The 26163-nt window shown below is 58.3% G+C and carries 25 protein-coding genes and 1 tRNA gene; 11 read left to right on the top strand and 15 right to left on the bottom strand.

Features of this window, described 5'->3' with window-relative positions; genetic code table 11:
- Window positions 1-201 precede the first annotated feature (201 nt).
- From ACRER8_RS16840 to bglX, 6 genes are all read right to left on the bottom strand, one after another.
- Window positions 202-603 (bottom strand): hypothetical protein, encoded by a 402-nt coding sequence (locus ACRER8_RS16840; RefSeq protein ID WP_431747356.1) that lies wholly within the window; start codon window positions 601-603, stop codon window positions 202-204.
- Window positions 604-1025: 422 nt separating this feature from the next.
- Window positions 1026-1490, bottom strand: a complete 465-nt coding sequence (locus ACRER8_RS16835) for a hypothetical protein (protein ID WP_431747355.1) — start codon at window positions 1488-1490, stop codon at window positions 1026-1028.
- A gap of 239 nt (window positions 1491-1729) precedes the next feature.
- On the bottom strand, window positions 1730-3052 hold the full coding sequence (locus ACRER8_RS16830) for an MFS transporter (RefSeq protein ID WP_431747354.1): 1323 nt from the start codon (window positions 3050-3052) through the stop codon (window positions 1730-1732).
- Window positions 3053-3368: 316 nt separating this feature from the next.
- Window positions 3369-4709, bottom strand: coding sequence for a sigma-54-dependent transcriptional regulator (locus tag ACRER8_RS16825; RefSeq protein WP_431747353.1), 1341 nt, complete (start codon window positions 4707-4709; stop codon window positions 3369-3371).
- A 13-nt stretch (window positions 4710-4722) separates the two neighbouring features.
- Complete coding sequence (locus tag ACRER8_RS16820) at window positions 4723-6459, bottom strand: sensor histidine kinase (protein WP_431747352.1); 1737 nt, start codon at window positions 6457-6459, stop codon at window positions 4723-4725.
- 161 nt (window positions 6460-6620) lie between these two features.
- The gene (gene bglX, locus ACRER8_RS16815; RefSeq protein WP_431747351.1) at window positions 6621-8921 is read right to left on the bottom strand and encodes a beta-glucosidase BglX; all 2301 of its coding nucleotides are present in this window, start codon (window positions 8919-8921) and stop codon (window positions 6621-6623) included.
- On the opposite strand from bglX, the gene ACRER8_RS16810 reads away from it, so the two are divergent.
- The 5 genes from ACRER8_RS16810 (at window position 8920) to ACRER8_RS16790 (ending at window position 12548) form a co-directional block, all read left to right on the top strand.
- Complete coding sequence (locus tag ACRER8_RS16810) at window positions 8920-9171, top strand: hypothetical protein (protein WP_431747350.1); 252 nt, start codon at window positions 8920-8922, stop codon at window positions 9169-9171. The genes bglX and ACRER8_RS16810 overlap by 2 nt on opposite strands.
- A gap of 31 nt (window positions 9172-9202) precedes the next feature.
- A complete protein-coding gene (locus tag ACRER8_RS16805) occupies window positions 9203-9826 on the top strand; it encodes a LemA family protein (protein WP_431747349.1) in 624 nt (207 codons plus the stop codon).
- Window positions 9826-10578 (top strand): TPM domain-containing protein, encoded by a 753-nt coding sequence (locus ACRER8_RS16800; RefSeq protein WP_431747348.1) that lies wholly within the window; start codon window positions 9826-9828, stop codon window positions 10576-10578. Before ACRER8_RS16805 ends, ACRER8_RS16800 begins: the two co-directional genes overlap by 1 nt.
- 27 nt (window positions 10579-10605) lie before the next feature.
- Window positions 10606-11223: a TPM domain-containing protein gene (locus ACRER8_RS16795; protein WP_431747347.1), complete on the top strand. Its 618-nt coding sequence runs from the start codon at window positions 10606-10608 to the stop codon at window positions 11221-11223.
- Between the two features lie 107 nt (window positions 11224-11330).
- Entirely contained in the window at window positions 11331-12548 is a 1218-nt protein-coding gene (locus ACRER8_RS16790) for a class I SAM-dependent methyltransferase (RefSeq protein ID WP_431747346.1), read from the top strand.
- On the opposite strand, the gene ACRER8_RS16785 is transcribed toward ACRER8_RS16790, so the two are convergent.
- Entirely contained in the window at window positions 12545-13444 is a 900-nt protein-coding gene (locus ACRER8_RS16785; protein WP_431747345.1) for a DMT family transporter, read from the bottom strand. The two genes, ACRER8_RS16790 and ACRER8_RS16785, sit on opposite strands and share 4 nt — an antisense overlap.
- Here ACRER8_RS16785 and ACRER8_RS16780 point away from each other — a divergent pair.
- The gene (locus tag ACRER8_RS16780; RefSeq protein ID WP_431747344.1) at window positions 13443-13646 is read left to right on the top strand and encodes a hypothetical protein; all 204 of its coding nucleotides are present in this window, start codon (window positions 13443-13445) and stop codon (window positions 13644-13646) included. The genes ACRER8_RS16785 and ACRER8_RS16780 overlap by 2 nt on opposite strands.
- A gap of 355 nt (window positions 13647-14001) precedes the next feature.
- Complete coding sequence (locus tag ACRER8_RS16775; protein ID WP_431747343.1) at window positions 14002-14199, top strand: type II toxin-antitoxin system PemK/MazF family toxin; 198 nt, start codon at window positions 14002-14004, stop codon at window positions 14197-14199.
- Between the two features lie 216 nt (window positions 14200-14415).
- On the opposite strand, the gene ACRER8_RS16770 is transcribed toward ACRER8_RS16775, so the two are convergent.
- The gene (locus tag ACRER8_RS16770) at window positions 14416-15447 is read right to left on the bottom strand and encodes a DUF4917 family protein (RefSeq protein WP_431747342.1); all 1032 of its coding nucleotides are present in this window, start codon (window positions 15445-15447) and stop codon (window positions 14416-14418) included.
- A 511-nt stretch (window positions 15448-15958) separates the two neighbouring features.
- Here ACRER8_RS16770 and ACRER8_RS16765 point away from each other — a divergent pair.
- Window positions 15959-16201: a DUF2188 domain-containing protein gene (locus ACRER8_RS16765; protein WP_431747341.1), complete on the top strand. Its 243-nt coding sequence runs from the start codon at window positions 15959-15961 to the stop codon at window positions 16199-16201.
- 267 nt (window positions 16202-16468) lie between these two features.
- Window positions 16469-17368: a LysR substrate-binding domain-containing protein gene (locus ACRER8_RS16760; RefSeq protein WP_431747340.1), complete on the top strand. Its 900-nt coding sequence runs from the start codon at window positions 16469-16471 to the stop codon at window positions 17366-17368.
- Window position 17369: 1 nt separating this feature from the next.
- Here the strand turns inward: ACRER8_RS16760 and ACRER8_RS16755 are convergent, their stop codons facing one another.
- From ACRER8_RS16755 to ACRER8_RS16730, 6 genes are all read right to left on the bottom strand, one after another.
- Window positions 17370-18587: a YbfB/YjiJ family MFS transporter gene (locus ACRER8_RS16755; RefSeq protein ID WP_431747339.1), complete on the bottom strand. Its 1218-nt coding sequence runs from the start codon at window positions 18585-18587 to the stop codon at window positions 17370-17372.
- A 440-nt stretch (window positions 18588-19027) separates the two neighbouring features.
- Window positions 19028-19101 (bottom strand) — tRNA-Gly (locus ACRER8_RS16750).
- A gap of 166 nt (window positions 19102-19267) precedes the next feature.
- The gene (locus ACRER8_RS16745; protein ID WP_431747338.1) at window positions 19268-20152 is read right to left on the bottom strand and encodes an alpha/beta fold hydrolase; all 885 of its coding nucleotides are present in this window, start codon (window positions 20150-20152) and stop codon (window positions 19268-19270) included.
- Window positions 20153-20462: 310 nt separating this feature from the next.
- Window positions 20463-21155, bottom strand: a complete 693-nt coding sequence (locus ACRER8_RS16740) for a pseudouridine synthase (RefSeq protein WP_431747455.1) — start codon at window positions 21153-21155, stop codon at window positions 20463-20465.
- A 188-nt stretch (window positions 21156-21343) separates the two neighbouring features.
- Window positions 21344-21571 (bottom strand): cysteine-rich CWC family protein, encoded by a 228-nt coding sequence (locus tag ACRER8_RS16735; RefSeq protein ID WP_431747337.1) that lies wholly within the window; start codon window positions 21569-21571, stop codon window positions 21344-21346.
- Window positions 21568-23049 (bottom strand): sensor domain-containing diguanylate cyclase, encoded by a 1482-nt coding sequence (locus tag ACRER8_RS16730; protein WP_431747336.1) that lies wholly within the window; start codon window positions 23047-23049, stop codon window positions 21568-21570. Before ACRER8_RS16730 ends, ACRER8_RS16735 begins: the two co-directional genes overlap by 4 nt.
- Before the next feature lie 469 nt (window positions 23050-23518).
- Between ACRER8_RS16730 and ACRER8_RS16725 the strand changes: the two genes are divergently transcribed.
- Window positions 23519-24040: a hypothetical protein gene (locus tag ACRER8_RS16725; RefSeq protein WP_431747335.1), complete on the top strand. Its 522-nt coding sequence runs from the start codon at window positions 23519-23521 to the stop codon at window positions 24038-24040.
- Window positions 24041-24137: 97 nt separating this feature from the next.
- Here the strand turns inward: ACRER8_RS16725 and ACRER8_RS16720 are convergent, their stop codons facing one another.
- Complete coding sequence (locus tag ACRER8_RS16720) at window positions 24138-25250, bottom strand: enoyl-CoA hydratase/isomerase family protein (RefSeq protein ID WP_431747334.1); 1113 nt, start codon at window positions 25248-25250, stop codon at window positions 24138-24140.
- Window positions 25251-25419: 169 nt separating this feature from the next.
- On the opposite strand from ACRER8_RS16720, the gene ung reads away from it, so the two are divergent.
- The gene (gene ung, locus ACRER8_RS16715) at window positions 25420-26115 is read left to right on the top strand and encodes a uracil-DNA glycosylase (protein WP_431747333.1); all 696 of its coding nucleotides are present in this window, start codon (window positions 25420-25422) and stop codon (window positions 26113-26115) included.
- Window positions 26116-26163: the final 48 nt, after the last annotated feature.

Raw genomic sequence — 26163 nt, 5'->3', positions numbered from 1 at the left:
GCCATAGTGCAAGGCATTGGAAATGGATGCCAGACCTTGCGCGGCTCGGCGGATAAAAAACGTGGTCATGGATTTTTGAGGGGCTGGGGATTCCTGAATTTGTGTCTGCCTGAAACCAGCGTCGCGGAAAAACGCCAAAAAAAAGCCCGACATCAGTCGGGCCACAAAGGGAGTTCGGAGGTGGAACATGTAAGGCAGGTATCAGCTGACGCGATTGTTGCCTACACGATCAGCGCCATCAGAAGCCAGGCGATTTGCACCGACATGGTCCGCACCATCGGCCGCCTGGCGATTGTTGCCTACATGATCGGCGCCGTCAGAGGCCAGTCGGTTTGCACCGACATGGTCAGCACCATCGGCCGCCTGACGATTGTTGCCTACATGATCGGCGCCGTCAGAGGCCAGGCGATTTGCGCCGACATGGTCAGAACCGTCGGAAGCCTGGCGATAGGTACCAGTGTGCGAAGCATTGGTGTGGGAAGAACCGCCCTCGGCAACAACAGTGCCAGTCAACGCAGTATGGTTATCGGAAACAGGCAGAGCGAATGCGCTCGACGCCAGAATCGACAGACTAAAGGCAAATACAAGATTCGAAGTTTTCATGATGTTAGCTCCACAGAAGTTCAATAATTTTCTTAACTTGGGTATGGGGCTAAGTTTACGCGCGCATAGATTAAGTAGAAGTTAACAAGATTGCTAATTACCATCGCCAAAAATGATAGTGGGTGAAAGCGCCCGGTTTTAAGGCTCTTCAGCGGGTTTTGACCCAGAGTGGGGCAAATTTTTGCAGATCAAACAGATTTGCCTCTTGACAAATTAATTTTTGTATGATCTTTGTTTTATGCGGGGCGAGCTAGCGTGATATTGGATGATTCGTCCGAGTCGTGCCGGATTTTCCGAGTGCAGGGAGTGGAATGGCTGACGAACGAGGTGGCGCCCAGTGAATCCGGGGCTATGACAATTTGTTTCAGCAAAGAAAACTAAGCCCGGCGTATGCCGGGCTGGAGAGGAGACTGTTAGAGACCTCAGCTGAGGCGATTTGCACCGACGTGATCGGCGCCATCAGCGGCGAGACGATTTGCACCAACATGGTCTGCGCCATCAGCAGCAACACGATTTGCACCAACATGGTCTGCGCCATCAGCAGCAACACGATTCGCGCCAACATGATCAGCGCCATCAGCAGCAACACGATTCGCGCCAACATGATCAGCGCCGTCAGCAGCAACACGGTTGGCACCAACATGGTCGGCACCGTCAGCGGCAACACGGTTGGCACCAACATGGTCTGCGCCATCAGCGGCAACACGGTTGGCACCTACGTGGTCCGCACCGTCAGCAGCGAGGCGGCCGATATTAGTATGCGAGGAGCCGTTTTCGGCAACTACAGGTGCATTTACTTGGTAGTGGGCATTCACACTTGGAAGTGCGAAAGCGCTAGTTGCCACGATAGAGAAAGCGAGGCCGAAGATCAGTTTGTTGGTTTTCATGGTAGTTGCTCCAGATCGATTCAGTTAGTTGGTAACTCGGTATGGAGTTAACTCTACTCGGCGCTGGATTATTAAGAAGTCAATCGCATTAGTAGCGATCATTGCTGAAATTGATATTGCGAAAAGCCGTCAATGATTCAGGTACTTAGCTGCCATGGCAGCGAAGAAAAGGGGCAGTCATTCGCATGATTGCCCCCCTTTTTTCTGCCCGATTGCGCAGGGCAGTCTTTCTGATTTGCTCAGTCAGTCTCGATTCGCGAGTGCTTGCGGGTGTCTTTCATGAACACGTAGACCAGCAGCGAACACGCGATGCAAGCCGTGACATACCAGTAGTAACCGGTCTCCATGCCGATGCTCTTGAACCACAGCGCGATGTACTCGGCGGTACCGCCGAAGATCGAAACGGTCAGAGCATAAGGCAGACCGACGCCCAGTGCGCGGATTTCAGTCGGGAACAGTTCGGCCTTCACCACGGCGTTGATCGAAGTGTAACCGCTGACGATGATCAGCGCCGCCATGATCAGGAAGAACGCGCCCCACCAGGTCTGGACGGTGTGCAACGTGGTCAGGATCGGCACCGTGCATAGCGTTCCCAACACGCCAAAGGCGATCAGGATCGGCCGGCGACCGATCTTGTCCGACAACGCTCCGACCATTGGTTGCAGCACCATGAACAGGAACAGCGTGGCTGCGGAAATGGTCGTCGAGTCGGTGATGCTCATGCCGACGGTATTGACCAGGTATTTCTGCATGTAGGTGGTGTAGGTATAGAAGGCCAGGGTGCCACCCATGGTCAGCCCGACCACGGTCATCAGTTCCTTTGGATGACGCATCAAGGTGCGCATCAGACTTTCTTTCGGCGCTTGCTTCTTCCTGGTGAACGATTCGGTTTCTTCCATGCCGCGACGCAGGAACAGCGCGACCACGGCGCACAACGCGCCGATGGCGAATGGAATGCGCCAGCCCCATTGATTCAGCTGCTCGGTGGTGAGGGTTTGTTGCAGCACGATCAACACGGCCAGCGCGATGAGTTGTCCGGAGATCAGAGTCACATACTGAAAGCTGGAGTAGAAACCGCGGCTCTTTTTGGTCGCCATCTCACTGAGGTAGGTGGCGGAGGTGCCGTACTCGCCCCCTACGGACAGCCCTTGCAACAAGCGCGCGAGCACCAGCAGGATCGGCGCACCGACACCGATGGTTTCATAGCCCGGCGTCAGAGCGATGATCAGCGAACCGAAGCACATCAGCAGGACCGACGCCATCAGCGCGGCCTTGCGGCCTTTGCGGTCAGCATAGAGGCCCATCAGCCAGCCGCCGATCGGGCGCATCAGGAAGCCCACGGCGAAGATCGCGGCCGTGTTCAGCAATTGTGCGGTGGTGTCGCCTTTGGGGAAGAAGACTTTGGCGAAGTAGAGGGAGAATGCGGCATAGACGTACCAGTCATACCACTCGACCATGTTGCCGACCGAACCGCTGAAAATGGATTTCAGGCGACTTCCAGTGGTTTTTTCGGCGACAGGCGCGGCAGCCGATCCGTTTGACACAGAGTTGGGGATAGCCATTGGTTTTCCTGCAAGTCATTGTTGTTAGAGAGAGCGCAGCAATGCGATCTGCTGACAGTGATAGCAGGAGCTGTGCCAAGCCTGAGATGCCCGATTTAGAGGGGTTTTCTGGTTTGGATGAGCGGAAATCCGCTCATGGCTTGAAAAGCAGTAGGCCGAAAATCGCTGATTGCCCTTGCTCGGGGCTCAGGCTCTGCGTAGTTGCCAGCGACATGATAGATACATTGTAGGAGCCGGCTTGCTGGGCGAATGATGTATCAGGCACGTATCTTGGTCTGATCCATGGCTTTCGCCAGCAAGCCGGCTCCCACGATTGTTATGTGTTGTTCTCAGAAACGAATGCCTCGCGCACCAACCCATGCCGCTGCATTTTCTCGTTCAAAGTCCGGCGCGGTAGCTGCAATTCGTTGAGTACCGCCTTGATATCCCCCTTGTGCCGACTCAGCGCCGAACGCAGGCAATGGGCCTCGAACGCTTCCTGCTGCGCGACCAGCGATTGACCCGCTGGCATGTCCACAGAGGCAGGATTTTCCAGTCCAAGCACCTGCCGCTCTGCCGCGTTGGCCAGCTCGCGCACGTTGCCGGGCCAGTCCTGACTCAACAGATGGCCCAGCTGCGCCCCGCTGAGGACCGGCGCCTTGCGGGCCAGGCGTTCTGCGGCCTGATGGGAGAAATGCGCGAACAACAACGGGATATCTTCGCGACGTTCACGCAACGGGGCCAGGCGCAGTTCAGCGATGTTCAGGCGATAGGCCAAGTCTTCGCGAAAGCGGCCTGCGCGGGCTTCGTCAAGCAGATCCGGCTTGGTGGCGGCGATGATCCGCAAGTCGACCTTGATGCTCTGATTAGAGCCCAGCCGCTCCAGACGCCGCTCCTGAATCACGCGCAACAGCTTCACTTGCTGGGCCAGCGGCATACTTTCGATTTCGTCGAGAAACAGCGTGCCGCCATCAGCGAATTCCAGCTTGCCGATGCGTTTGCCCTGAGCACCCGTGAACGCGCCGCTTTCATGGCCAAAAAGCTCCGCCTCGAATAGCTGCTCGGGGATGGCTGCGCAGTTGACCGCCACAAACGGCTTTTTGGCCCGAGGACCAAAGTCGTGCAGGCAGCGGGCAACCATTTCCTTGCCGCTCCCGGTTTCGCCCCGAATCAATACGTTGACCGGCAATTGCGCTAGATCCAGCACCTGACGTCGCAGTGTATGCATCGTCGGCGACAGCCCCAACAGTGTTGTCTCGAGTCGGGTCCGGGTGTCGGTCTGCTGATGCAGGCGGCGGTTTTCCAAAACCAGCGCACGTTTCTCCAGAGCACGGCGCAGGCTGTTCAGCAGGGTCTCTGGGGTGAAAGGTTTTTCCAGAAAATCATAGGCGCCGTCACGCATGGCTTCGACCGCCATCGGTACGTCACCATGGCCGGTGAGCAGAATGACCGGTAGATCGGCGTCTCGGGTCTGCAATTCAGCAAGCAGCTCCAGACCGCTCATCCCGGGCATGCGCACATCCGTGAGAATCACGCCGGCAAAGTGCTCGGGCAGTTTCGCCAGGCAATCCTCAGCGCGGCTATAGAGCTGCACGACGAAGCCGGACAGTGAAAGCCATTGTTCGACAGCTTCACGAATGGGGGCTTCGTCATCGACCACGATCACCGAGTTCAGCATGGGGGTGGGCCTCCTAAGCCTTGGTCAGACAAAAGAAGAACTGCGCGCCGTCGTTCAGATTTTCGGCTTTCAGACGGCTCCCCAGTTCATGAACGATGGCGTAGGACACCGCCAGCCCCAATCCAAGGCCGTCTCCGACTGGTTTGGTGGTGAAAAACGGATCGAAGATATTTGCCAGATGCTCCTCGGCAATCCCTCCACCGCTGTCCGTAACACAAAGACGCCAATTGCCGCCCCCGTCTTCGATGCGAATCTCGAGGCGCTTGAGCGGTTTATCGCTCATGGCGTCCAGCGCATTGCGCAGCAGGTTGATCAGCACCTGTTCAAGGCGAATGGCGTCGCCACGCACCCAGGCCGGACGCGCCAGGTTCAGCACGCAGCTGACGCGCTCGTCGCGAATGCGCGCGTCCAGCAGCAACAGCGCCTGATCGACGACGCAGGCCAGATCCAGACGTTCGCGCAGCCCGCTGGGGCTCTTTCGGGCGAACGTCTTGAGGTGGCCGGTGAGAGCGGCCATGCGGGTCAGTTGCTGGTCGAGCAGAGTCAGGGCTTTGTAGGCATCATCGACGCGGCCATGATCGAGCAACAGGCGCAAGGTCGCCAGCTGCATGCGTTGCGCGGTCAGCGGCTGGTTGATTTCGTGGGCCAGCGCGGCGGACATCTGCCCCAATGCCGCCAGTTTGGTCGATTGCACCAAGCCCTCCTGCGCTGTTTGCAGGTCGCGGGTGCGCTCTTCCACCAGTTGTTCCAGCTCTTCGCGGCTGCGCTGGCGCAAACGCGCCAGACGCCAGCGTTGATAGAGAAACAACCCGAGGAATACCAGTGTCAGCCAAGTGCCTGCTGCCGCCAGCGCGGCGTTGCGGATGTCTTCGGCGGCGGGCTGGGGTTTGCGCAAAAGATGCAGCGTCCAGCCTTCCGGTTGAAGCGGCAGCGACTGCCAGAGGTAATCGGCCGGGCCATCAGGCGCCACGACCCGGCTCAAGCGACTGTTGTCGTTGAAGGTGCGCAGCGGCTGTTGGGTCAGGGGAGTCAGCGGCTGCTTGTCGTATTGCCGCGTGCTGCTCAACTCTGCGCGGTCTTGTTCTGAGAGCGACCGCAGCGTGCGATATCGCCAGCCAGGCTGATTGGCGATGAACACGATGCCTTTTGCGTCGCTGACCAGCAGAAGGTCATCGCCTTGCGCCCAGGTATGCTCAAGGTCGGGAAATTCGAGCTTGACCACCATCGCGCCAATGAACTGCCCGGCGTCATCGCGCACAGCGTTGGACAGGAAATAACCGGGAATGCCGCTGGTCACGCCAACGGCATAGAAGCGTCCGATGCCGTTGGCTTTGGTCTGAGTGAAATAGGGACGAAAGCCGTAGTTGTGACCGACGTAGCTGCTGGGCAGCCGCCAGTTGCTGGCACCGATCGCCAGACCATTGCGATCGAGTAGCTCCAGTGTCGAGGACTGCGCGGCGCCGTTGATCTGCTCCAGCTTCAAGTTGAGGATCTGAGTAGTCTCGGCACTGACCGGGCCTTTGAGTGCATCTCGCAATTGCGGGTCCAGGGCCAGCACCGCTGGCAGGGCGCGATAGCGTTCGATCAGGGTTTGTAGCGTATTGGCGTACAGCGAGAGTTGGGCCTGGGCCCGTGCTGCGTCGTCTTCCAGGGAATGTCGCTGAGCCTGATGCATCGCCAGCGTAGCGACAATGACCGTGCCGGCGAGGATCAGCAGTACGTATAAAAGAAGGCGGGCGGAGCGGGGCATGCGGATGGCCTGTAGGTATCGCTTCACTGTAGCAACCGGCATGCTGGCGAAGGCGTCAGATCAGGCACATCAACAGTGACTGGCCCAACGCATTCGCCAGCAAGCCGGCTTCTAGAGATGAGATGTCGTCGGCAGCAACATGGCGCGCCTTACCGACTGGCTTACAACAGATTGAACGTGGCCTCTTTCACATCCTCGGAATCCAGGCCGATCATCAACTTGAACTCGCCCGCTTCGGCCGCGTACTTGAGCGACGGGTTGAAAAACTTCAGGTCTTCCTCGGTCACAGTAAAGCTCACGGCTTTCTCTTCGCCTGGCTTGAGCATGATTTTCTGGAAGTTCTTCAGCTCTTTCACCGGACGACTCAGCGACGCCGCCACGTCGCGCAGATACAGCTGAACCACGGTTTCGCCAGCCATTTTGCCAGTGTTCTTGACCTGAACGGTGGCGGTGAGCTTGTCCTTGCGGGTCATCTTGTTGATCGAGAGTACGATGTCCGAGACGCTGAACTGGGTATAACTCAGGCCATAACCAAACGGGAACAGCGGGCTGGTCGGCTCTTCGAAATAGTTCGAGGTGTAGTTCGAATCGTCCGGGCGATACGGGCGGCCAGTGTTCAGGTGGTTGTAGTACGCAGGCACCTGACCCACCGAGCGCGGGAAGGTCATTGGCAGTTTGCCCGAAGGGTTGTAGTCGCCGAACAGGACGTCAGCCAACGCGTTGCCGCCCTCGGTGCCAAGGAACCAGGTTTCGACCATTGCATCGGCCTGCTTGTTTTCCTCGCCCAGCGCCAGTGGCCGACCGTTCATCAGCACGATGACCAGCGGCTTGCCAGTGGCCTTGAGCGCCTTGATCAGATCACGCTGACGGCCCGGGAGTACCAGATCCACCCGGCTTGCCGCCTCGTGGGACATGTTGCGCGACTCACCGACGACCGCAACGACCACATCCGACTGTTGAGCGACCTTGACCGCTTCGTCGATCATTTCCTGCTCTGGACGTCCATCGATGTGGAGCTGATCGTCCATCTTGTCCAGATAAGCGATGGCTCGTTGGTTATCGGTAATATTGGAGCCCGCGGCATAAAGGATTTTCGCCTTGTCACCGACCGCGCTGGCCAGGCCGTCGTAAGCGCTGACAGTCTGACGCGCCAGCCCGGCCCCGGACCAGCTGCCCATCATGTCCAGCGAGCTTTTCGCCAGCGGACCGATCACGGCGATGGTGCCTTGTTTTTTCAGCGGCAGGGTGTCGTGTTCATTCTTCAGCAGCACCATGCTGCGTCGCGCGACGTCCCGGGCCTCGGCGCGATGCAGGCGGTTTTCAGCATCGCGATCGGCGGGGTCGTCCACGGCTGCGCCGATACGCAGGTATGGGTTGGCAAACAGACCCATGTCCCACTTGGCGCCGAGTACTTCACGCACGGCGTTGTCGACTTCCTTGACCGACACTTCGCCGCTCTTGACCAGCGCCGGGAGTTCTTCGCCGTAAGCCTTGTCGTTCATGCTCAGATCTATGCCAGCCTTGATCGCCAGCTTCGCCGCTTCGCGGAAATCCTTGGCGACGCCGTGGTCGATCAGTTCCTTGATCGCGCCGTGGTCGCTGACGGTGACGCCCTTGAAGCCCCAATCCTTGCGCAGTACATCCTGCAGCAGCCACGCGTTGGACGTGGAAGGTACACCATTGATGGAATTCAGCGCGATCATTACACCGCCTGCGCCAGCGTCGATAGCAGCGCGGTAAGGCGGCAGATAATCCTGCTGCATCCGCACCGGGCTCATGTCGACGGTGTTGTAGTCCCGACCGCCTTCGACTGCGCCATACAGCGCAAAATGTTTGACCGCGGCCATGACGCTGTTCGGCGCCTGGGTACTGGTGCCCTGAAAGGCGCGGGTCATGGTGGCCGAGAGTCGCGAAACCAGATAAGTGTCTTCGCCGAAGCCCTCGGAGCTGCGGCCCCATCGGGCATCACGGGTGATATCGACCATCGGCGCGAACGTCATGTCCACGCCATCGGCAGCGGCTTCGATCGCGCAAACGCGGCCCGCGCGGGTGACGGCGTCCATGTCCCAGGTCGATGCCAGACCCAGGCTGATGGGGAAAATAGTGCGTTGGCCGTGCACCACGTCGTAGGCGAAGAACATCGGAATCTTGGTGCGGCTGTGAGCGACGGCGGCATCCTGCATGGCGCGGTTGTCAGGCAACACGACCGAGTTGAAAGTGCCCCCGATTCGGCCGGCTGCGATTTCCTTGACGATTTCCGATCTTGACATCTCCGGACCGATGCTGATGAGGCGCAGCTGCCCGATCTTTTCGTCGAGAGTCATCTGCTTCATCAGGTCGGAGATGAATGCATTCTTGGCTTGTAGCGTGGAGACATTATTGGCGGGGCTAGCGACGGTTTCAGCCCAGGCGGACTGACTGGCCAATCCGATGACAAGACTCAGCAAACACAGCTTATTCATGAATGATTTTCTCAAGGCGTTGGCCGGCAACTCGCGCGAAATACCGGGCGGCCTTTGTTTTTGGTGTGAAACCTTTGGTTTTTATTGTCATCAGGACGAGGTGGTCGCTGAACTCCCGACGCATCCAGGCATCAGTAGCGCAGCGAGTTTTATCCGATTGCGGCTGGGCAATCCAGAGCCTGGTGACGCAATGGGCCAAGATTATGCCGGGGATCGTTCGATTTGGCTAAAGTCATGTCTGACGGGATGATCGATAAAGAACACAAAGGAGTGGGCAAACCATGCAAATAGAGCGTTATGGGCACATTCGGGGCAGTCGTTACAATTTGTCACTGACGCTGCTGATGCTGCTGAGCACGTTGCTGTCCGGCTGCGGGATCAACAACATCCCGACCTACGACGAGCAGGTCAAGGCGGCCTGGGCGCAGGTGCAGAACCAGTATCAGCGTCGCGCCGACCTGATTCCCAATCTGGTGGAAACGGTGAAGGGCTACGCCAAACAGGAGCAGGAGACCCTGACTGCGGTGATCGAGGCGCGCGCCAAGGCTACGTCGATTCAGGTCGATGCCAGCACCTTGAACGATGCCGCCAAGCTCAAACAGTTCCAGGACGCGCAAGGCCAGCTTACCGGTGCCTTGAGCCGCTTGATGGTGGTGTCGGAGCGCTACCCGGATCTGAAATCCAATCAGAACTTCCTTTCATTGCAGTCGCAGCTCGAGGGCACGGAAAACAGGATTGCCGTCGCCCGGCGTGACTTCATTGCCGCAGTGGAGAAATACAACACCGAAATCCGCACCTTCCCCGGCCGCCTGTGGCATTCGGTGATGTACAGCGATCTGCCGATTCGCCCCAACTTCGAAGCCACCGCCGCTGACGCCGACAAGGCGCCGGAAGTGAAATTCTAATGCGCAACGCACGGCGGGGCATGCCGGTCGCGTTTTTGGCGATGTGGATCGCTGTGTTCGCGCAGATGGCCTTCGCCGAGCTTAAGTTTCCGGCGCTGAGCGGTCGGGTTGTCGATACCGCCGACATGATCGACAACCCAAGCCGGGAGCATCTGTCGCAGATGCTTCGTGCGCATGAGGAACTGACCACCGAGCAGGTCGTGGTGGTCACGGTGCCCAATCTGCAAGGCAGCACCATCGAGGACTATGGCTACCAACTCGGGCGCTATTGGGGCATTGGTCAGCAGGGCAAGGACAACGGCGCACTGCTGATCGTCGCCAAGGAAGAGCGAAAGGTGCGTATCGAAGTGGGGTACGGCCTGGAAGATCGCCTCACGGACGCGCAGTCCTCGGTGATCGTCAACCAGATCATCATTCCGTCATTCAAGCAGGGCGATTTCGTCGGCGGCATCAACAAAGGCACCGAGGCCATCGTCCAGGTGCTTGGTGGCGACCCGCTGGCTGAGCCAGTGGTGGGGGCCTCGGGAGGGGATGATGTCACCGACTGGCGAATGAGCCTGCTGTATTTCGTGCTGTTCGTGGTCTTCATTTATATCAACGCCCGCTGGGGGCGCGGCCTTGGGGCTTTGGGCGGCGGTTATATCGGCTCTGGAGGCGGTGGTGGATTCGGCTCCGGCCGCGGTTCGGGGTCGGGCGGGATGCGCGGTGGTGGCGGCAGTTTTGGCGGTGGCGGTGCCTCCGGTGGCTGGTAGTCGATAGCTCAATAAGGGTTGTTACGCATGGCATTACTCACAGAAGACGAACAGCGACAGGTCGCCCAGGCCATCGAAGCCGTCGAGCGCAGGACCGATGCCGAGCTGGTGACGGTGCTGGCTGCCAGCGCCGATGACTACGCTTATGCGCCGCTGATCTGGGCGGGGCTGGTAGCGCTGTTGCTGCCAGGGCTGATCAACTTCTATCCCGGCTGGCTCAACGCCAATGAATTGCTGCTCACCCAGATTGCGACGTTCATTGTGGTGGCGCTGTTGTGCAGGCTCCCGGCGATCAGTACCCGTCTGGTCCCGGCTTCGGTTCGGCACTGGCGAGCGGGGAGCCTGGCGCGACGGCAGTTTCTGGAGCAGAACCTGCACGCGACAGTGAACGGCACCGGGGTATTGATCTTTGTCAGCGAGGCCGAACGCTACGTCGAAATCATCGTCGACGACGGCATCGCCCGTAATGTGGACGACATGGTGTGGCGATCGATGGTCGATGTGTTCATCCGACAAGTCAGCGAGGGCAAGATTCTCGAAGGGTTTCTCGGTTGCATCCAGTCCTGCGGCGAGGTACTGGGCGATCAGGTGCCCCTGACGCAGCCGCGCAATGAACTGCCGAATCGGTTAGTGGTGTTGAAGTAAAGGAATCCGATCTACGGGATTGTGGTGGTAAATATTTATGTCCACCACGCCCTCTCAACCGCCTAAAATACCGCCCTCGCATTTTCCGCTGCCCGAGGCTCCACCCGATGTCCGCCACCGCACCCACCGCCCTGTCAGCGCCGGATCACCGCGTCCAATTCCTGAGCCTGCTCGACACCTGCCTGACGCAGAATTCGCTGATCAAGCTGGTGCTGGCCAAGTACGTCGGTAGCGAGATGGAACTGCAACGGATCATCATCAAGCCCGCCACGATCAAGAATCAGCAGTGCCTGTCGTTCGTGTACCGCTACAAGACCCGCGACATCACCAAGAACCACCCGCTCATTCAGGCACAGGAGCTGATCGCCAGTCTGTTGCCCGAATCCTTCAAGAACGCCCACTTGCTCTCGCTCAACGACGAGGTGCAGCTGGAGTTCAGCAAGAAGGGCAAGAGCACGTTGTTTCGTAATAAATCGCAGCAGGAGCGTGAATCACCATCGGCCGAACATGATCGTGAGAAGAAACGCTATTTGGAACTGAGTCGGCCGTTTCTCACCGATCTGGGCGTAACCAACAAGCAACATGAGCTGATCCCGGCCATGTCGCGTAAATGGAAGCAGATCAACAAGTTCATCGAGGTGTTTTCCCACGCCCTGACGACTTCGCCGATCAAGCTCGACAAGCCGGTAACCGTGGCGGACTTCGGCTCGGGCAAAGGCTATCTGACCTTCGCCATTCACGATTACCTGCGCAACACCTTACAGGCCGAAGGCAATGTGACCGGCGTCGAGCTGCGCGATGACATGGTCACCCTCTGCAACGATGCGGCGAGCCGGCTGGAGCATCCAGGGCTGGTATTCAAATGTGGCGATGTGCGTTCGGTGGCGCCGAGTGAACTCGATGTGATGATCGCCCTGCATGCCTGCGATATCGCCACGGATTACGCCATCCACACCGGCATCCGGTCTGGTGCGTCGATCATCATGTGCTCGCCTTGCTGCCACAAACAGATTCGTTTGCAGATCCAGAGCCCGACGTTGCTCAAGCCGATGCTGCAATACGGTCTGCACATGGGCCAGCAGGCGGAAATGGTCACCGATGCCTTGCGTGCGCTGCTTCTGGAAGCCTGCGGTTACGAGACAAAGGTGTTCGAGTTCATCTCGCTGGAGCACACCAACAAGAACAAAATGATCCTGGCGGTGAAGCGAGCTACGCCCATCGATGCTGCCGAGCTGCTGGCAAAGATTCAGGAACTCAAGGCCTTCTACAACATTCAGGAACAATGCCTGGAGACGCTGCTCCAGGCGGATGGCCTTCTTGGTTAGAGCCGGGTTGCGGCAACTGGCTTCGGGGCGATGATCGCGGTCTTGCGTCCGATGGCCAGCGTCACCACAACGCCTGCGGCGAAAATCCAGGTGGTCGGGTCGATATGCTCGCCAAAGAACAGCGCCGAGAACGCCATGGTGAAGAACAACTGGACCAGCTGGATCTGACTGACCCGCGCGATCCCGCCCATGGCCAGTCCGGCATACCAGGCGAAGAATCCGATGAACTGAGAAAACAGCGATACGTAACCGAATGCCCACCAGGCGCCCGTTGAAATCGGCCCTTGGTGTTGTGAAGCCAGATAACCGACCGGGAAAATCAGCACTGGAATCGAAATCACCAACGCCCAGCAGATTACCTGCCAGCCGCCCATCTGCTTCGCCAGCCTGCCGCCCTCGGCATAGCCCAGACCACCGATCGCCACCGCAGCGACCATCAGCAGATCACCGGCCTGCAGATTGCCCGCGCCGCTGATCAGCGCATAACCCAGGACCAACACACTGCCCATCGCCGCACAGACCCAGAACGCTTTGGATGGACGCTCGTGGGACAGCCATGCCGCATAGATCGCCACGAGCAGGGGCTGCAGGCCGTTGACCAGTGCGCCGTGGGAGGCCGGCAACGTTTTCATCGCCCAGGCCGAGAGCACTGGAAAGCCTATGATCACGCCCAATGCAACGACCATCAGCGCCTTGAACTGCGCGCGGGTCGGCCACTTCTCGCGACGCCACAGCAACAATGCCGCTGCCGGAACCGCCGCGAACAATGCCCGCCCCAGGCCGTTGAGCATTGGGTGGATTTCCTGAACGACGATGCGTGTCATGGGCAGGGTCAGGCTGAAGATCACCACCCCGATCAGTCCGAGGACCATGCCGGTGTTTTCGCGAGAGGACATGTTGAATCGTGCCTTGTTGTTATGGGTGAAAAGAGGCATTCATTCAGCCACAGATTGGTGGACATTCCCCTTAACAGCTGCCGACAGAAAGAGCCGTACACTTGCGTTCGAGGAAACGCCGTTTCTGAGTTTTTTCGCAGCGAGCCGCTCATTGATGAATATTGGTGCAGAACTTGAATGCCATCTTCCTGCAACAGTTTGAAGGTCAAATTGCTGCCATCGTATTCAGCCGGGAGAATCATCGTGTCGGTCATCGGAAAATGGGCGTTGCAAGGTGTCGTGGTGTTCGTCTTCGCATGGATGGCAACCTTAGCGGCTCAGTGGTCCACGAGCGTCGTCAGGTCCACGAGCAGCGACCGCCTGGCCTCCCTCAGCAGCGTGCGGCTATCGACTGAGTCAGGGGCTTCCGGCATCAACAAGGCAGCCCGAGGCAACAAAGTCGTGGTGGGAGAGTTGGCGGAAAGTAACGAGTAAAAACGCTGGGTTGGGAAGATTGGGATCGATGTCTTCTGAGTTGATGATGGCCGGACCTTAAATGGTCCGGTTTCGTTCTCGGGATGCCTCTCTATTATTTGCCTAAGCAGGGCGATGTGCTGGTCTGTGATTTCACGAGGGGTTTTGTGCCTCCCGAGAGGGTCAAGGTTCGCAAGGTCGTTGTGGTTTCTCAAGCATCCAGACATCGTCGGCGTCTTTGCACCGTTGTCCCCATATCTTCGACATCTCCTGAATCGAGCTCGACTAGCATCATCTCTTGAGGGAGAACCCGCTGGTTTCAGATGGCTCAAAGAAGCTTTGGGTCAAATGCCACATGATCTACACGGTCAGCTTCGACCGGCTCGATAAGGTGCATTGTAAAACGCGTAGGGGCAGGGAATATTTCGTTCCGCGTCTCTGCCCAAGTGACATTGACGCTGTGATCAACGGGATCAAAGCTTATCTTCCACCGTAGGTTGAGCCCATCCGCCTTGGTATCAACCCTTTTTCTGCTCCGCCGTCTCCTTCAACCGCGCCAGCGGCACTGACAACCCCGCGTCCCCCAACGGATGGGTCGTGGCATCAAAGAACTTAAGCTCGATATTCTGCCCCTCGAACAGCGCGCTGTAGTGTCGCTTCCGATGCTGGATGAAGGCTTCGCTGCGCGGCAGGATCGAGATGGCCAGCGTCTTGGGGCGGGCTTGAAGCACGGCGTTCAGAATATGCCGATCCTGTCTGCCCAGCGCGTGGCCGAAGACACACAGTGCGCCCTGGTGTTGAGCCAACTGCGCATGGCAGAACGACAGATAGTCCGAACCGCGGATGATCTTCATCTTGTCCTCGCTGCGGCCTTCGCAGACGAACAGCGGAACATCATCCAGCGCGTTGACAGCAAAGCTGCCCAGCAGGGTGCTTTCCGATGACTGCAACTTTCGCGCTGTGCCATCGAAGTTCTTCACCAGATGCATGCCGCCGTGCAGATAGAGGATGCGTGTGGCGTGACTGTCGGTTCGGTGCAAGTTGAATTCGGCGTCGTCGTCGAACAGATCGTCGAAAGGCTGCGCACCGTGCATCACGGCCCAATAGGCGAGCAGGTCGTAATTGGTCGAATAGACCGTCTCATACTGGCTCAGCGCATTGCTGATGTGGGCGATGCTCGACGGTTGCATCAACCGCCAGGGAATGTGCGCCGAGCGGATGCCATGAATCAGGGCTTCCTTGATGGCGAAATAGCGATTGCGCGGTGACGACGAGCTGATAGTCAGCGCCGCGTTGACCCGCATCGCAACCTTCAAGCCGCTTAGCACCGGCTCGAAGTTCTCGGTTTCCATCGACTTGAACAGCGCAAGCTCGGTCGGACTTAGCGGCTTGTTGCGGGTAGTTTGCGCCAGCTCGAACAGCGAGTCGTAGGCGAAGTTCTTCCAGACCGCGAGGCTCGCGCCATTGCCCAGCAGCAACCCGGAGCAGGGATGGGTTGTCTGCAACTGGTTCCAGTCGGCAAGTTCGGCATCAAAATCTGTGAATTCCATCGTCTCGCTTCGCTTTCAGGTGAGCAGGCACTGACCCTGGGCCAGAACGGAGTGGACTTATAGAAACACAGGCCGGGCTTGTCAACGATGCATGCTGCGATCCACCGCCTGGCAGATATTCCGAACCTGCCCGATACCCGCTTCTCTAACGCATGAACCCCCAACCCGGTTCGCTGAGAGGTGCATATGACAACCGAGCCAGTGAATACCCCCGCCGCGCAAAGCCCCGGGCCCAATCCAAACCCCATGGAAACTACCCGCAGCAACGATACCAAGCGGGAGGTTCCAGAATCCGCGCCGCTCGAAGATACAGCGGACGAACAGCCCGAAACACCACCGCCGCAGACGTGGAAACATCCGGACGACGGTAAAAGTCTGTCGGAGAAAGACGAAGAAATACCCCTGAAACCCTGAATGCCATTTGTCCAACGGTCGTTTACACGACTCGTATCGGGTGTAAGGTTTTTAGGAATCAGTCCATAACACTCTCTGAATGAGAGGGGAGGTACCCATGCACAATGCGATGCTCAGCAAAACGCATCTCAATGGCTACGATGTCATTAACGTCAACAATGGTCCATGGCGCGTCTGCACCCATCATGACCGACTCGGTTCGTTTCAGACGCGGGAGGAGGCGATGGCGTTTGCTGCTTCACTTCCCGCTTATAAAGAGCGCACGGCGATGAGGGCTGAAGATGCTGACGCAAGGACGGCAAAACAAGCGCGTGAAGCGGGAAACGAAACGAAGCATTAACTCTTTGTTGTGATTTGAAGCCTCGACACCGTCGGGGCTTTCTGCTGCTTTCAGCCTGCTATACACCGGCCTCGGGTAACAGACCGCTCTCATACTTTGCCCTGATTATTCGTTCTGATGCCCTGCGAATTATGAAGGGGATCCTGCCGATATTCCTCAGTCTTCCTTACTTGTGCGCCGTCTTGTCATTGACCGGCTTCGGGTTTAACCTCAAAAACTCATGACTAATCAGCCCAGTTCTTGCTATTTGAGATAACAGGTAAATCGGTGGACGTGATCGATCTGAAAGTCGTCGACGCCGTAGCCCGGCACGGCAGCATGAACAAGGCCGCCGCCGAGTTGAATACGGTGCAGTCGAACGTTTCGACGAGAATCCGCTCACTGGAAGATGAACTGGGTGTCTTGTTGTTTCAGCGCAGCGCCAAGGGCGTGCAGATCACCCCTGCCGGACGGCGCGTTTTGCCGTACGCCGCCAAGCTCTCCAAACTCCTTTCAGATGCATCAGCCGCAGCTCGTGACGATGGCAAACCCAGCGGCGTGCTGGAGATCGGCACCCTGGAAACCACCCTTGCACTTCGCCTGCCATTGCTGATCGCGCGCTTCGCCAAGGCATATCCCGAGGTCCGGCCATTGATACGCACCGGCACCACCCATAGCCTTATCAAGGATGTTATCGACTGTAAGCTCGAAGGCGCGTTCGTCGCCGGGCCGGTCAACCATCCCGAGTTGCAAGTCGAAACCGTGTTCCATGAAGAACTGGTGCTGGTGACCTCACGTGCTGTTCATTCTCTGGAAGCGCTCAAGGCGATTGCTCAACTCAAGACTGTGGTTTTTCGCGTGGGCTGTTCGTATCGGCAGCGTCTGGATGGGCTGTTGGCCAGCATAGGTACGCTCGCACCCGAGCCGCTGGAGTTCGGGTCCATCGAAGCAATCATCGGCTGTGCCTCTGCCGGGGTGGGCGTGACGCTGCTGCCCAGAGGTGTCGTCGCCAATGCCTGGAAGGATGGGCTGGTCGCTGTTCACGAAATTCCCCAGGCATTTTCTCAGGTCGAAACGGTGTTCATCCGACGCATCGACGGCCATTTCTCCAGCGCGCTGACCATTTTTCTCGACAGCGTGCATGCAGATAGTGAGGCCCGTTCACTCAACGTCAGACGATTGGCTTGAGTCACGTGGCTGTATTGTTCGATTGCTTGGCTGCCACCAGATCGATCAAAAGCGCAAGCGCGATTGCCCCGGTCCCGATCACGAACAACAGCCCATAATTGCCGCCGCTGAGCGTGAACAGATACGAAAATCCGTACGCCGCCACCGCCTGGAACAGCGCAAAGCCCACCGTTGCCGTGCGCCAGGCGACACTTTGCTGTGCCGGGTGATGGGTCAGCAACTCCTGAACCCGACCCAGCACCAGCGGCACCGTACCGGTCACGAACGCCCCGACGACAATGCTCGACGCCATCAGCCAAGGCGTGCCAATGTTCAGCGCTGGAATGCACACGCACAGCCCTTCCAGAATGAACGACAGGCGCAGTGCAAGACCAAAGCCCACCCGATCTGCCAATACCCCGGCCAGCAACGGCCCCAACGTCGCACCGATACCGAATAGCACCCAATACTGAGCTCCGACCTCAAGCCCTTTACCCAAGCCATGAGCGACAAACGCCACAAGAAAAATCATATGCGGCACCCAGCCAGCTGCGTTCAGCGCGTACTCGGCATACAAGGCCTTGAGCGTGTGATTCTTCGATTTGTGCGGATGCTGACTCGCCTTCACCGGCGCAGCTTCCTGTACCGGCCAACCCTTCCAGGCAATCGCGGTAAACAGCAGGGAAATCACCCCCAACCCCAACCATGTCTGCTGCAAACCCTGCTGCAACAATAAGGGCACCAGCGTGCCCGACGCCGCGATCCCAACCCCCACCCCCATGAAAATCACCCCGCCCGCCAAGCCCCTTTTCGAAGCTGAGACGTATGCCAGCACCGCAGGCGCAGCGAGCACCATCAACGCGCCCCCCGAAATCCCCGAGAGCAGACGCCAGACAAAGAACCACAGGTAGGAAACCGGAAACGCACAGGCCAGAAATGCGACGCTCGCCAGCAACATCATGGCTCTCAACGTGAACGCAGTGGACGACTTCCCGGCCATTACACGCCCTGCCAGCGCTCCAATCAGATAACCCGCCAGATTGGCCGCGCCTAGATAAGCCGCTTTTGACGAATCGAACCAGCCTGCATCAATGATCGCTGGCAGCAACGGCGTGTATGCAAACCGGGCCAGCCCAATGCCCACCAGACTCGCGGAAAATCCCGACGCGATACCCCATTTGGTGTTGTGGGATGGGCTATGAAGGGTAGGGTGGTGAGGGGGTGACTGTGCGTTATCCATCTTCATCGCCTGGTGATTTCAGATGTGACAACGCTACGTGCTTGGGGGTATCTGAAGAAGCGAAAAGAAGTGATCGGGGGTATCTCGATAAAAGCTAGCAAGCCGGTAGCTCGTTATCGATCTGATTTCTTGTACTGTTCAAAAGCCAGTCTTTCGGTCACGGACAGATCATGAAACTCATCGCACTCGTAGGGATACTCTGCCTCGTCGGCTGCAGCGCCTATTCGCAGCCCGGCCCCTATCGACCGGTGAAAACCGGGCCGGATTTCAACTGCTCGATGGACCCACCCAACCAGCCTGACTGCCCATGAAGGACGTGGCCGCGGCATTTGTCGATTGAATGAAAGAGGATAAATGAGCGGAAAACGCCCGAGAAAATCCATGCACGCAACAGGCTTGGCTTTTATCGATCGGAAGGGATTTGTTCAGGAGGGAGGGGCTGGAGCGGGTGAAGGGAATCGAACCCTCGTTATCAGCTTGGGAAGCTGGAGTAATGCCATTATACGACACCCGCTTTTTGACGCTTTCAGCGGCTGACTTTGTACCAGATGCGGACGGTTAAATGAAGCGTTAAATGTTGCGCGGGGAATCTGGTGTGTCACAGGAAGGTACGGGATTCATTCGCCGATGGCTGTTAACGGGCTGATGGCGAATGAATCCGTTCCTTGAGACCTGCACGGTCAGATTGCAAATGCATGGTGCGTCTGGGCCTGTCGGTAGTGGGTTCGGCTGGTTTCGGGCGCCGGGGTGAGGAAGTTCATCAGGGCGTTTCGGGAGTCCAGGCACGCGGTCTTGTGTTCCATGTCCAGGAAGTGTCCGGCGCTTTTGATGGTGGTGAAGTGGCAATCACGAATGTGGTTGCTGAACAGCCTGGCGTCGGGGGCGGCGGTGTACTCGTCCCATTCGCCGTTCATGAACATGACCGGCACGTTGATGCGTTTGGCAGCCTTCAGCTGGTTCTGCGTAGTGATGTCCAGCACATGGTTGATGTGGTGGTGCATCTGCGCGTATTCGTGCAGGTCCAGGGAGCTGACGTGTTTGTAGTTGAAGCGCTTGAACAGCGACGGCAGGTGTTTGCCGATGGTGTTGTTGATCAGCGTTCCGACTTCGTAACGATCAAAAGCCCCAAGGTGCTGCTGGCCTCGGATGAGGTAGTCGTGCATGTGCTCATTGATGACGGGGGAGAACGAGCTGATCACGGCTTTTTCGATACGCTTTGGCCGGTGTGCCAGCGCGACCAGCGCCGCCGCGCCACCCCATGAAAACGACATGATGTGTTCGGCGTTGAAGTGGTCGATCAGCTCCAGCAGGATCTGGCCCTCGACTTCCTTGGTCAGCGGTTTTTCGTGAATGTTGTGGGGTTTGGATTTGCCCGCGTAGGGCTGGTCGTAAAGCACCACGTTGAAATGCGGGTGCAAGTTACGGACGGTCTGGGCGAAAGATGCCGTAGTGGCCAGTGAGCCGTTGACCAGGACGATGGTCTTTTCTGCGGCATCTGCGCGGTAGAACTCCGTGTAAACCCGGAACTGACCCTGTATATCAAGCACAGCGATTTCTGGCCTCATATTCCATGTCTCCTGACGTTAAAACAGGTGTGCGCGCAACCACGTTGCACGAGTTTCGTGACAGGTAGGCAATGCCTTGAAAGGGGGCCCATGTCGGTCCGGGACGATCTGTCCGACAGGTATTGTTATTGGCGGGCGCTCTACCGCCCCACCGCCAGAGGCGCCTGGGAGCGACAGAAGATTTCTTGAAATGCGAACGTGACTCTCCGGTCACTTGTGGACCGACGTTTGGATTCAAGCAGGCGATCCGGGAACCCGCAAGTGCCGCTCGTGAATTGTCCTACATGATCTGCCGGGCGGTCAGAAGACGTCAGATAAGCTGGATTTCTTCAGGTGTCAGCGGACGGTACTGCCCAGGTTCAAGCGCAGGATCCAGGACCAGTGGCCCCATGCTTTCGCGGTGCAGGCGCAGGACTTTGTTGTCGAAGAAACCGAACATGCGTTTGACCTGATGATAGCGGCCTTCGACGATGCTCAGACGCGCGTGATGACTGTCGAGGATAGTCAGTTGCGCGGGCAGGGTGGTGAGATCTTCGAAGGCGAAGTAGAACCCTTCGGTGAACTTTTCGAGGTAATGCTCGCCGATTTTCTGCTCTGTTTCGACGTGGTAGACCTTTGCCAGTTTGGTGGTTGGCTGAGTCAGGCGGCGTGACCACTGACCGTCGTTGGTGATCAGCATCAGGCCCGAGGTGTTGAAATCCAGACGTCCGGCAATGTGCAGTTCGTGCTTGTCTGGCTCCTGCAACAGATCCAGGACAGTGGCATGTTGCGGGTCGGTTGTCGCGCTGACGCAGCCGGGCGGTTTGTGCAGCATGAAATACCGGGGGAGTTTGCCGGCTTGCAGGGTCTCGTCGTCCAGCAAGATCTGGCTGAACTCGCGGACTTCATGCAGCGGGTCTTTGATCGTCTGCCCGTCGACGCTGACGCGGCCCGCGAGCAGGGCCAGACGCACGTCCTTGCGGCTGAAGCGCGGCAGGTTACTGAGGAAGCGGTCGAGGCGCATGGCGGTGGTTGGCCTTTGAGTGGGAGGCGGCATGTTACGGCGCTCAGCCTGTGGGAGCGAATTCGTTCTTGGCGGCATCCTGACGAGAGGGCGGTACAGCCGACGCATCTCCATCGACTGAACGATGTTTCGCGAATGAATTCCCGCCCACGGTTCTTGATCGCGTTTGATTGATCAGCGCAGAGCCATCAAGGTTGATGGTGTGTCGTTTCAGCGTCGTCCACCAATCCCGCACAACGCGGGCACAGACACGCTTTGTCCCGCAACGCTTCCGGCAACGCGGCGAGCACCGCTGGATCGATCGTTTCTGTGAAGCACCAGCAAGGCCGATCGACGGTGCGTGGATCGGCCAGGGTGCAGCGATTGCTCTGGCCGCAGACCGGACAGATGTCGGGGCGGGTCGAAGAAGTAGTCATGCTGGTTCCGCCATTTCCGTACAGACTCGGTTGCGGCCGTTCTGCTTGGCGCTATAGAGCGCCTGGTCGGCACGGGCGATCAGGCTTTGCAGGGTGTCGTCGGGATGCAGTTCGGTCAGACCCAGGCTGACGGTGACCTGCAGGGCAGAGCCTGTGAACACGTAGGTGTGCTGCTCCGCCAGCAGGCGAATTTTCTCGGCGACGCGTCGGGCACCGCTACCGTTGGTGTCCTGAAGAAGGATGATGAACTCCTCGCCGCCCCATCGGCAAATGATGTCGCTGTCCCGCAGGCAACGCTTGACGTCGTCGGCAAACCCCGTGAGCACTTCATCGCCCGCGAGATGGCCATGGGTATCGTTCAGGCGTTTGAAATGATCCAGGTCCAGCAGCATCGCCGACAAGGCTTTATGTTCGCGACGTGACTCGGCGATGGCATTCATCGCGATCCGGTCAAAGCCGCGACGATTGGGCAGACCGGTCAGGCTGTCGACCATCGCCTGGGTTTCAATGCGCAACTGGAAGCGCCGGATCACCCGGTTGAGCAGGACCAACACCAGCACCATCACCGCCAGGCAGATCGACAGGTTGACGTACAGTGACCGACGAATCTCGCTCAGGGCACCGTCCTCGCGCTTGTCGACGAACAGATACCAGTTCAACTCCGGGATGTAACGCACGTTGAGAAAGTGTGCCTTGTCCAAGGACTCGTATTGATAGCTGCCGCTCTGCGGTTTGGGCATTTGCGCCTGTAAGTCTTTCAGATTGGGCAGCTCGCGCAGCACCTGGCCTATCTTCGCGCCTTGCGGTCCACCTCCGGCACCGGTCAGCACCAGTCGCCCGAACGCGTCGACGAAATACACGCTGCGTTGATAACGCTCCTGATAGCGGTCCATCAGTTTGATCACCGCGTCCACGGTCAGCCCGACGCCCGTAGCGCCGATGAAGTTATCGGCGTAGTCAAAGACTTTGTAGTTGATGAAGAAGGTCAGGTTGTCCTTGTTGGCCAGGTCCGGATCGACGTTGATTTCGTACGGATCGGCCATGTCGCGCACGCGGTAGTACCAGGTATCCCGTGTCTCGTGGGGGCGGATCTTTTTCAGCACGCCTTTGGCCTGGTAATAGGTCAGGGTCTGGTTGGAAACGAAGAATGAGGTATAGGCCCCGTAGTGATCCATGACCTCCTTGAGGTATCGGGTCATCTGCTGTGGGTCGTTTTCCCCGGTCACCACCCAATCCCGCACAAAAGTGTCGCGGGCCATCATCGAAGCGATCAGTACCGGGCGGACCAGATCTTTCTGGATTTCCGAGTAGACCGTGTCTGACGTCAGCGGCAGTTCGGTATTGACGATGCTGTCGCGAATGGCATCGCGCGACGCAAAGTAGCTGAGCAAGGATGTCGCAAGAAAGCCGCTCCCGAGGAGAATCACCAACGTCAACAGCAGGGAGCGTTGTGAATGGAGCGTGAAACGAAGGGGCATGACCAGTCCGCTTGAATGAATAATCCATTGATCGAGACATGCTAGCCTGATGCCACCCAATTGCGCCATGAGCGTCTGCATTTTGCGGCTGACCGGTTAACGCAGACCTGAGGCAAGGGCACGCAGGCGTTGCTCTTGCCGACACGGCCAGCAGGCGCGCAGCTCCAAATCGCAGGTGTTGTCGACTTGCAGCGCTTCTGGCGGCCGAGAGGCTTGGAGCGGCGATCAGGCCTGCGGCGAGCAGAGTGGGCAGAAGAACTTCTGCATACGATCTCCAGTGACGAAAAGGATGATCAGGAGTACGTCGACACTGCTGCATCCTGCACCATCGGAGGGCACCATCCAGCGGTCGAGGCTTGGGTTAGGGCACTGGGCCGGGATATTGCAGTCTGACCTTATGTTCTCGGAAATTGCGGGAGCGCCGACCAGCGCCGCTGGTTCGAGCTCTATCGCGGTTCAGGAGGCCGCCATGTATCGACGAAGCTTGCTTACCGTTTTGATGATGTTGTCTTTGGCAGGTTGCTATGGAGGTTATTACGAACAACAGACCTACACACAGCCTGTCTACAGTGGCGGCTATGTGGATGACGGCTATCGCCCTTACGCACCGGCGGCTGTCTATGGCTCAGCGGTTTACTACTCGTCGCCGCGTTACTACTCCTCGCCGGGCTATTACCCAGGCCCGCGCTACTATTCGCCGCCCAGGTATTACGCACCGCCGCCTCGTTACTACGGACCAGGTCCAGGCTATGGCGGACGTCCAGGCTATGGCGCTGGCCACTGGAATGGCGGGGGCGGCTACCACAGTGGCGGCTCGGGTTACCGGCCACTGCCGCCTGGGCCAAGGCCGGGTGGTGCAGGCCATGGCCCAGGCTGGAACGGCAACCATGGAGGCGGCCCAGGTCCGGGCAGGCCGTCGGGTGGCAATTTTCATCGTGGCGGCGGTTTCGGACGCGGCGGTCATGGTGGACCGGGTGGCGGAAATCGCTGAGAACCAGCCATAAGTGGCGAGTTGCAAGCGTCAAGCTCGATCATGCATTTCACGCTGCTCTTGCAGCTTGAAGATCGCAGCTTGGCGCTGCTTCATTTCAATATTCCGACAAATCCGCCAACGGGTGCCGCCCTTCCCACGCCTTCTCGAAGTGCGCGTCGACCACTGCGGGCGGAATCGTCGCGATGTCCTGCCAGTGCCAATGCGGTTTGTGATCCTTGTCGATAAGTCGCGCACGCACGCCCTCTGCAAACTCGGGATGACGACAGCAATTGAGGCTCATGCTGTATTCCATCTGGAATACTTCAGCCAACGACATATGTCGCGCGCGGGTGATCTGCTCCCAGACCAGCAGCGCCGTTAGCGGGCAGCCTTCGGTGAGGGTCTTCGCGGCTGTGGCGAGCAGTGCATCCTGCGAGTGAAGTTGATGCCTGAGCGCATTCCACGCACAGGCTGCATCCGCGACATCCAGCAGCTCATCGATCTGCTGACGACGGGGGAGCCACTGCGCCTCAGGCAACTGCGCGAGCGCTTCGTGTTGCAATGCCTTGAACAGACTGTTGAGCTGCACGGCGGTCTGTTCCTGCCAATTCAGTTGCAGCAGGCGGTCGATCAGTTCTTCCTGCTGATGGTCCAGCAAAAAACGGTCGGCCAGATCCAGGTCCAGTGCGTCACGGCCGTTGATATGGGACCCGGTCAGTCCGAGAAACAACCCCAACTTGCCTGGCAATCGCGAAAGAAACCAACTGGCCCCGACATCCGGATACAGCCCGATATTGATTTCCGGCATCGCCAGCCGACTGCTCGGTGTGACCACGCGAATGCCGGCTGCTTGCAGGAGCCCCATTCCGCCGCCGAGCACGTAGCCGTGGCCCCAGCAGATCAGGGGTTTTGGGTAGGTGTGCAGCGTGTAGTCCAGGCGATATTCTGCGGCGAAAAACTGCGCTGCCAGAGGCGGTACGTATCCGGGTTTGTCGCGCCCGGCCTCCACCAGCGCCCGGACGTCGCCCCCTGCACAAAAGGCTTTCTCGCCATTGCCCCGCAGCAGCACACAGGCGATCTGTGGATCACTGGCCCAGGCATCGAGGCGATCCTGCAACGCCAGGATCATCGGCAGGGATAACGCATTCAGGGATTTTTCCGCATCCAGCGTAGCTATGCCCAGGCGGGCACCATCGGTTGCTGTGAGCTCTTCGAATTGCAGATTCATCGTGACCTCGTGTGCGTGGTACAGGCATCCATCAAGGCTGTGAGTCCTCTGGATGTCGGGAAGTTGCAATCGGCTGATGCACAGGAGTGTAGGAAATCCGCGATGCGCTGCGCTGGAAATAATTGGCCGCAGCCCCTAAAGTCCGCGCATTGTTTTCCCGGATATGACCATGACTGACGACGATCGCATCAAACTTGAGCCCAGCTGGAAACAGGCCCTTCGCGAGGAGTTTGAAAAACCCTACATGGGCGAACTGCGTGAGTTTCTGCGCCAGGAACATGCGGCGGGCAAGGAAATCTATCCGCCAGGGCCGCTGATCTTCAATGCGCTGAATTCGACGCCGCTGGATAACGTGAAAGTGGTCATTCTCGGCCAGGACCCTTACCACGGCCCGAACCAGGCGCATGGCCTGTGCTTTTCCGTACAGCCGGGCGTGCCTGCGCCTCCGTCGCTGGTCAACATCTATAAAGAGCTCAAACGCGACCTCAACATCGACATTCCAAATCATGGTTATCTACAGTCGTGGGCCGATCAAGGCGTGCTGATGCTCAACACCACTTTGACCGTCGAACGGGGCAACGCTGCGTCCCACGCCGGCAGGGGCTGGCAGCATTTCACAGACAAGATCATCGAAACCGTCAGCGCCCATCAGCCGCATCTGGTGTTCCTGCTCTGGGGATCGCACGCCCAGAGCAAGAAAAAGCTGATCGATGCGTCCAAGCACCTCATCCTGACCTCCGTTCACCCCTCGCCGCTGTCAGCTTATAAAGGCTTTCTGGGCTGCGGGCATTTTGGCCTGGCGAACAAATATCTGCAGCAGAACGGTCTTACGCCGATCGATTGGCGATTGCCTGCGGTGGTGTGACATATACACACCGAAACACCTGCCGCACCGCATATCCTACTGTCGGGG

The organism is Pseudomonas sp. (assembly GCF_050739935.1).
Taxonomy (GTDB): Bacteria; Pseudomonadota; Gammaproteobacteria; order Pseudomonadales; family Pseudomonadaceae; genus Aquipseudomonas.
Note: the sequence above shows the minus strand (reverse complement) of the source record. Positions and strands in the feature narration are given on the sequence as shown.

Excerpts from the sequence above, each read along its gene's own strand:
- ACRER8_RS16840 (WP_431747356.1), bottom strand. The coding sequence starts at position 603 with ATGAAAACTTCGAATCTTGTATTTGCCTTTAGTCTGTCGATTCTGGCG.
- ACRER8_RS16835 (WP_431747355.1), bottom strand. The coding sequence starts at position 1,490 with ATGAAAACCAACAAACTGATCTTCGGCCTCGCTTTCTCTATCGTGGCA.
- ACRER8_RS16830 (WP_431747354.1), bottom strand. The coding sequence starts at position 3,052 with ATGGCTATCCCCAACTCTGTGTCAAACGGATCGGCTGCCGCGCCTGTC.
- ACRER8_RS16825 (WP_431747353.1), bottom strand. The coding sequence starts at position 4,709 with ATGCTGAACTCGGTGATCGTGGTCGATGACGAAGCCCCCATTCGTGAA.
- ACRER8_RS16820 (WP_431747352.1), bottom strand. The coding sequence starts at position 6,459 with ATGCCCCGCTCCGCCCGCCTTCTTTTATACGTACTGCTGATCCTCGCC.
- ACRER8_RS16810 (WP_431747350.1), top strand. The coding sequence starts at position 8,920 with ATGAATGATTTTCTCAAGGCGTTGGCCGGCAACTCGCGCGAAATACCG.
- bglX (WP_431747351.1), bottom strand. The coding sequence starts at position 8,921 with ATGAATAAGCTGTGTTTGCTGAGTCTTGTCATCGGATTGGCCAGTCAG.
- ACRER8_RS16805 (WP_431747349.1), top strand. The coding sequence starts at position 9,203 with ATGCAAATAGAGCGTTATGGGCACATTCGGGGCAGTCGTTACAATTTG.
- ACRER8_RS16800 (WP_431747348.1), top strand. The coding sequence starts at position 9,826 with ATGCGCAACGCACGGCGGGGCATGCCGGTCGCGTTTTTGGCGATGTGG.
- ACRER8_RS16795 (WP_431747347.1), top strand. The coding sequence starts at position 10,606 with ATGGCATTACTCACAGAAGACGAACAGCGACAGGTCGCCCAGGCCATC.
- ACRER8_RS16790 (WP_431747346.1), top strand. The coding sequence starts at position 11,331 with ATGTCCGCCACCGCACCCACCGCCCTGTCAGCGCCGGATCACCGCGTC.
- ACRER8_RS16780 (WP_431747344.1), top strand. The coding sequence starts at position 13,443 with ATGTTGAATCGTGCCTTGTTGTTATGGGTGAAAAGAGGCATTCATTCA.
- ACRER8_RS16785 (WP_431747345.1), bottom strand. The coding sequence starts at position 13,444 with ATGTCCTCTCGCGAAAACACCGGCATGGTCCTCGGACTGATCGGGGTG.
- ACRER8_RS16775 (WP_431747343.1), top strand. The coding sequence starts at position 14,002 with ATGCCTCTCTATTATTTGCCTAAGCAGGGCGATGTGCTGGTCTGTGAT.
- ACRER8_RS16770 (WP_431747342.1), bottom strand. The coding sequence starts at position 15,447 with ATGGAATTCACAGATTTTGATGCCGAACTTGCCGACTGGAACCAGTTG.
- ACRER8_RS16765 (WP_431747341.1), top strand. The coding sequence starts at position 15,959 with ATGCACAATGCGATGCTCAGCAAAACGCATCTCAATGGCTACGATGTC.
- ACRER8_RS16755 (WP_431747339.1), bottom strand. The coding sequence starts at position 18,587 with ATGGATAACGCACAGTCACCCCCTCACCACCCTACCCTTCATAGCCCA.
- ACRER8_RS16745 (WP_431747338.1), bottom strand. The coding sequence starts at position 20,152 with ATGAGGCCAGAAATCGCTGTGCTTGATATACAGGGTCAGTTCCGGGTT.
- ACRER8_RS16740 (WP_431747455.1), bottom strand. The coding sequence starts at position 21,155 with ATGCGCCTCGACCGCTTCCTCAGTAACCTGCCGCGCTTCAGCCGCAAG.
- ACRER8_RS16735 (WP_431747337.1), bottom strand. The coding sequence starts at position 21,571 with ATGACTACTTCTTCGACCCGCCCCGACATCTGTCCGGTCTGCGGCCAG.
- ACRER8_RS16730 (WP_431747336.1), bottom strand. The coding sequence starts at position 23,049 with ATGCCCCTTCGTTTCACGCTCCATTCACAACGCTCCCTGCTGTTGACG.
- ACRER8_RS16725 (WP_431747335.1), top strand. The coding sequence starts at position 23,519 with ATGTATCGACGAAGCTTGCTTACCGTTTTGATGATGTTGTCTTTGGCA.
- ACRER8_RS16720 (WP_431747334.1), bottom strand. The coding sequence starts at position 25,250 with ATGAATCTGCAATTCGAAGAGCTCACAGCAACCGATGGTGCCCGCCTG.
- ung (WP_431747333.1), top strand. The coding sequence starts at position 25,420 with ATGACTGACGACGATCGCATCAAACTTGAGCCCAGCTGGAAACAGGCC.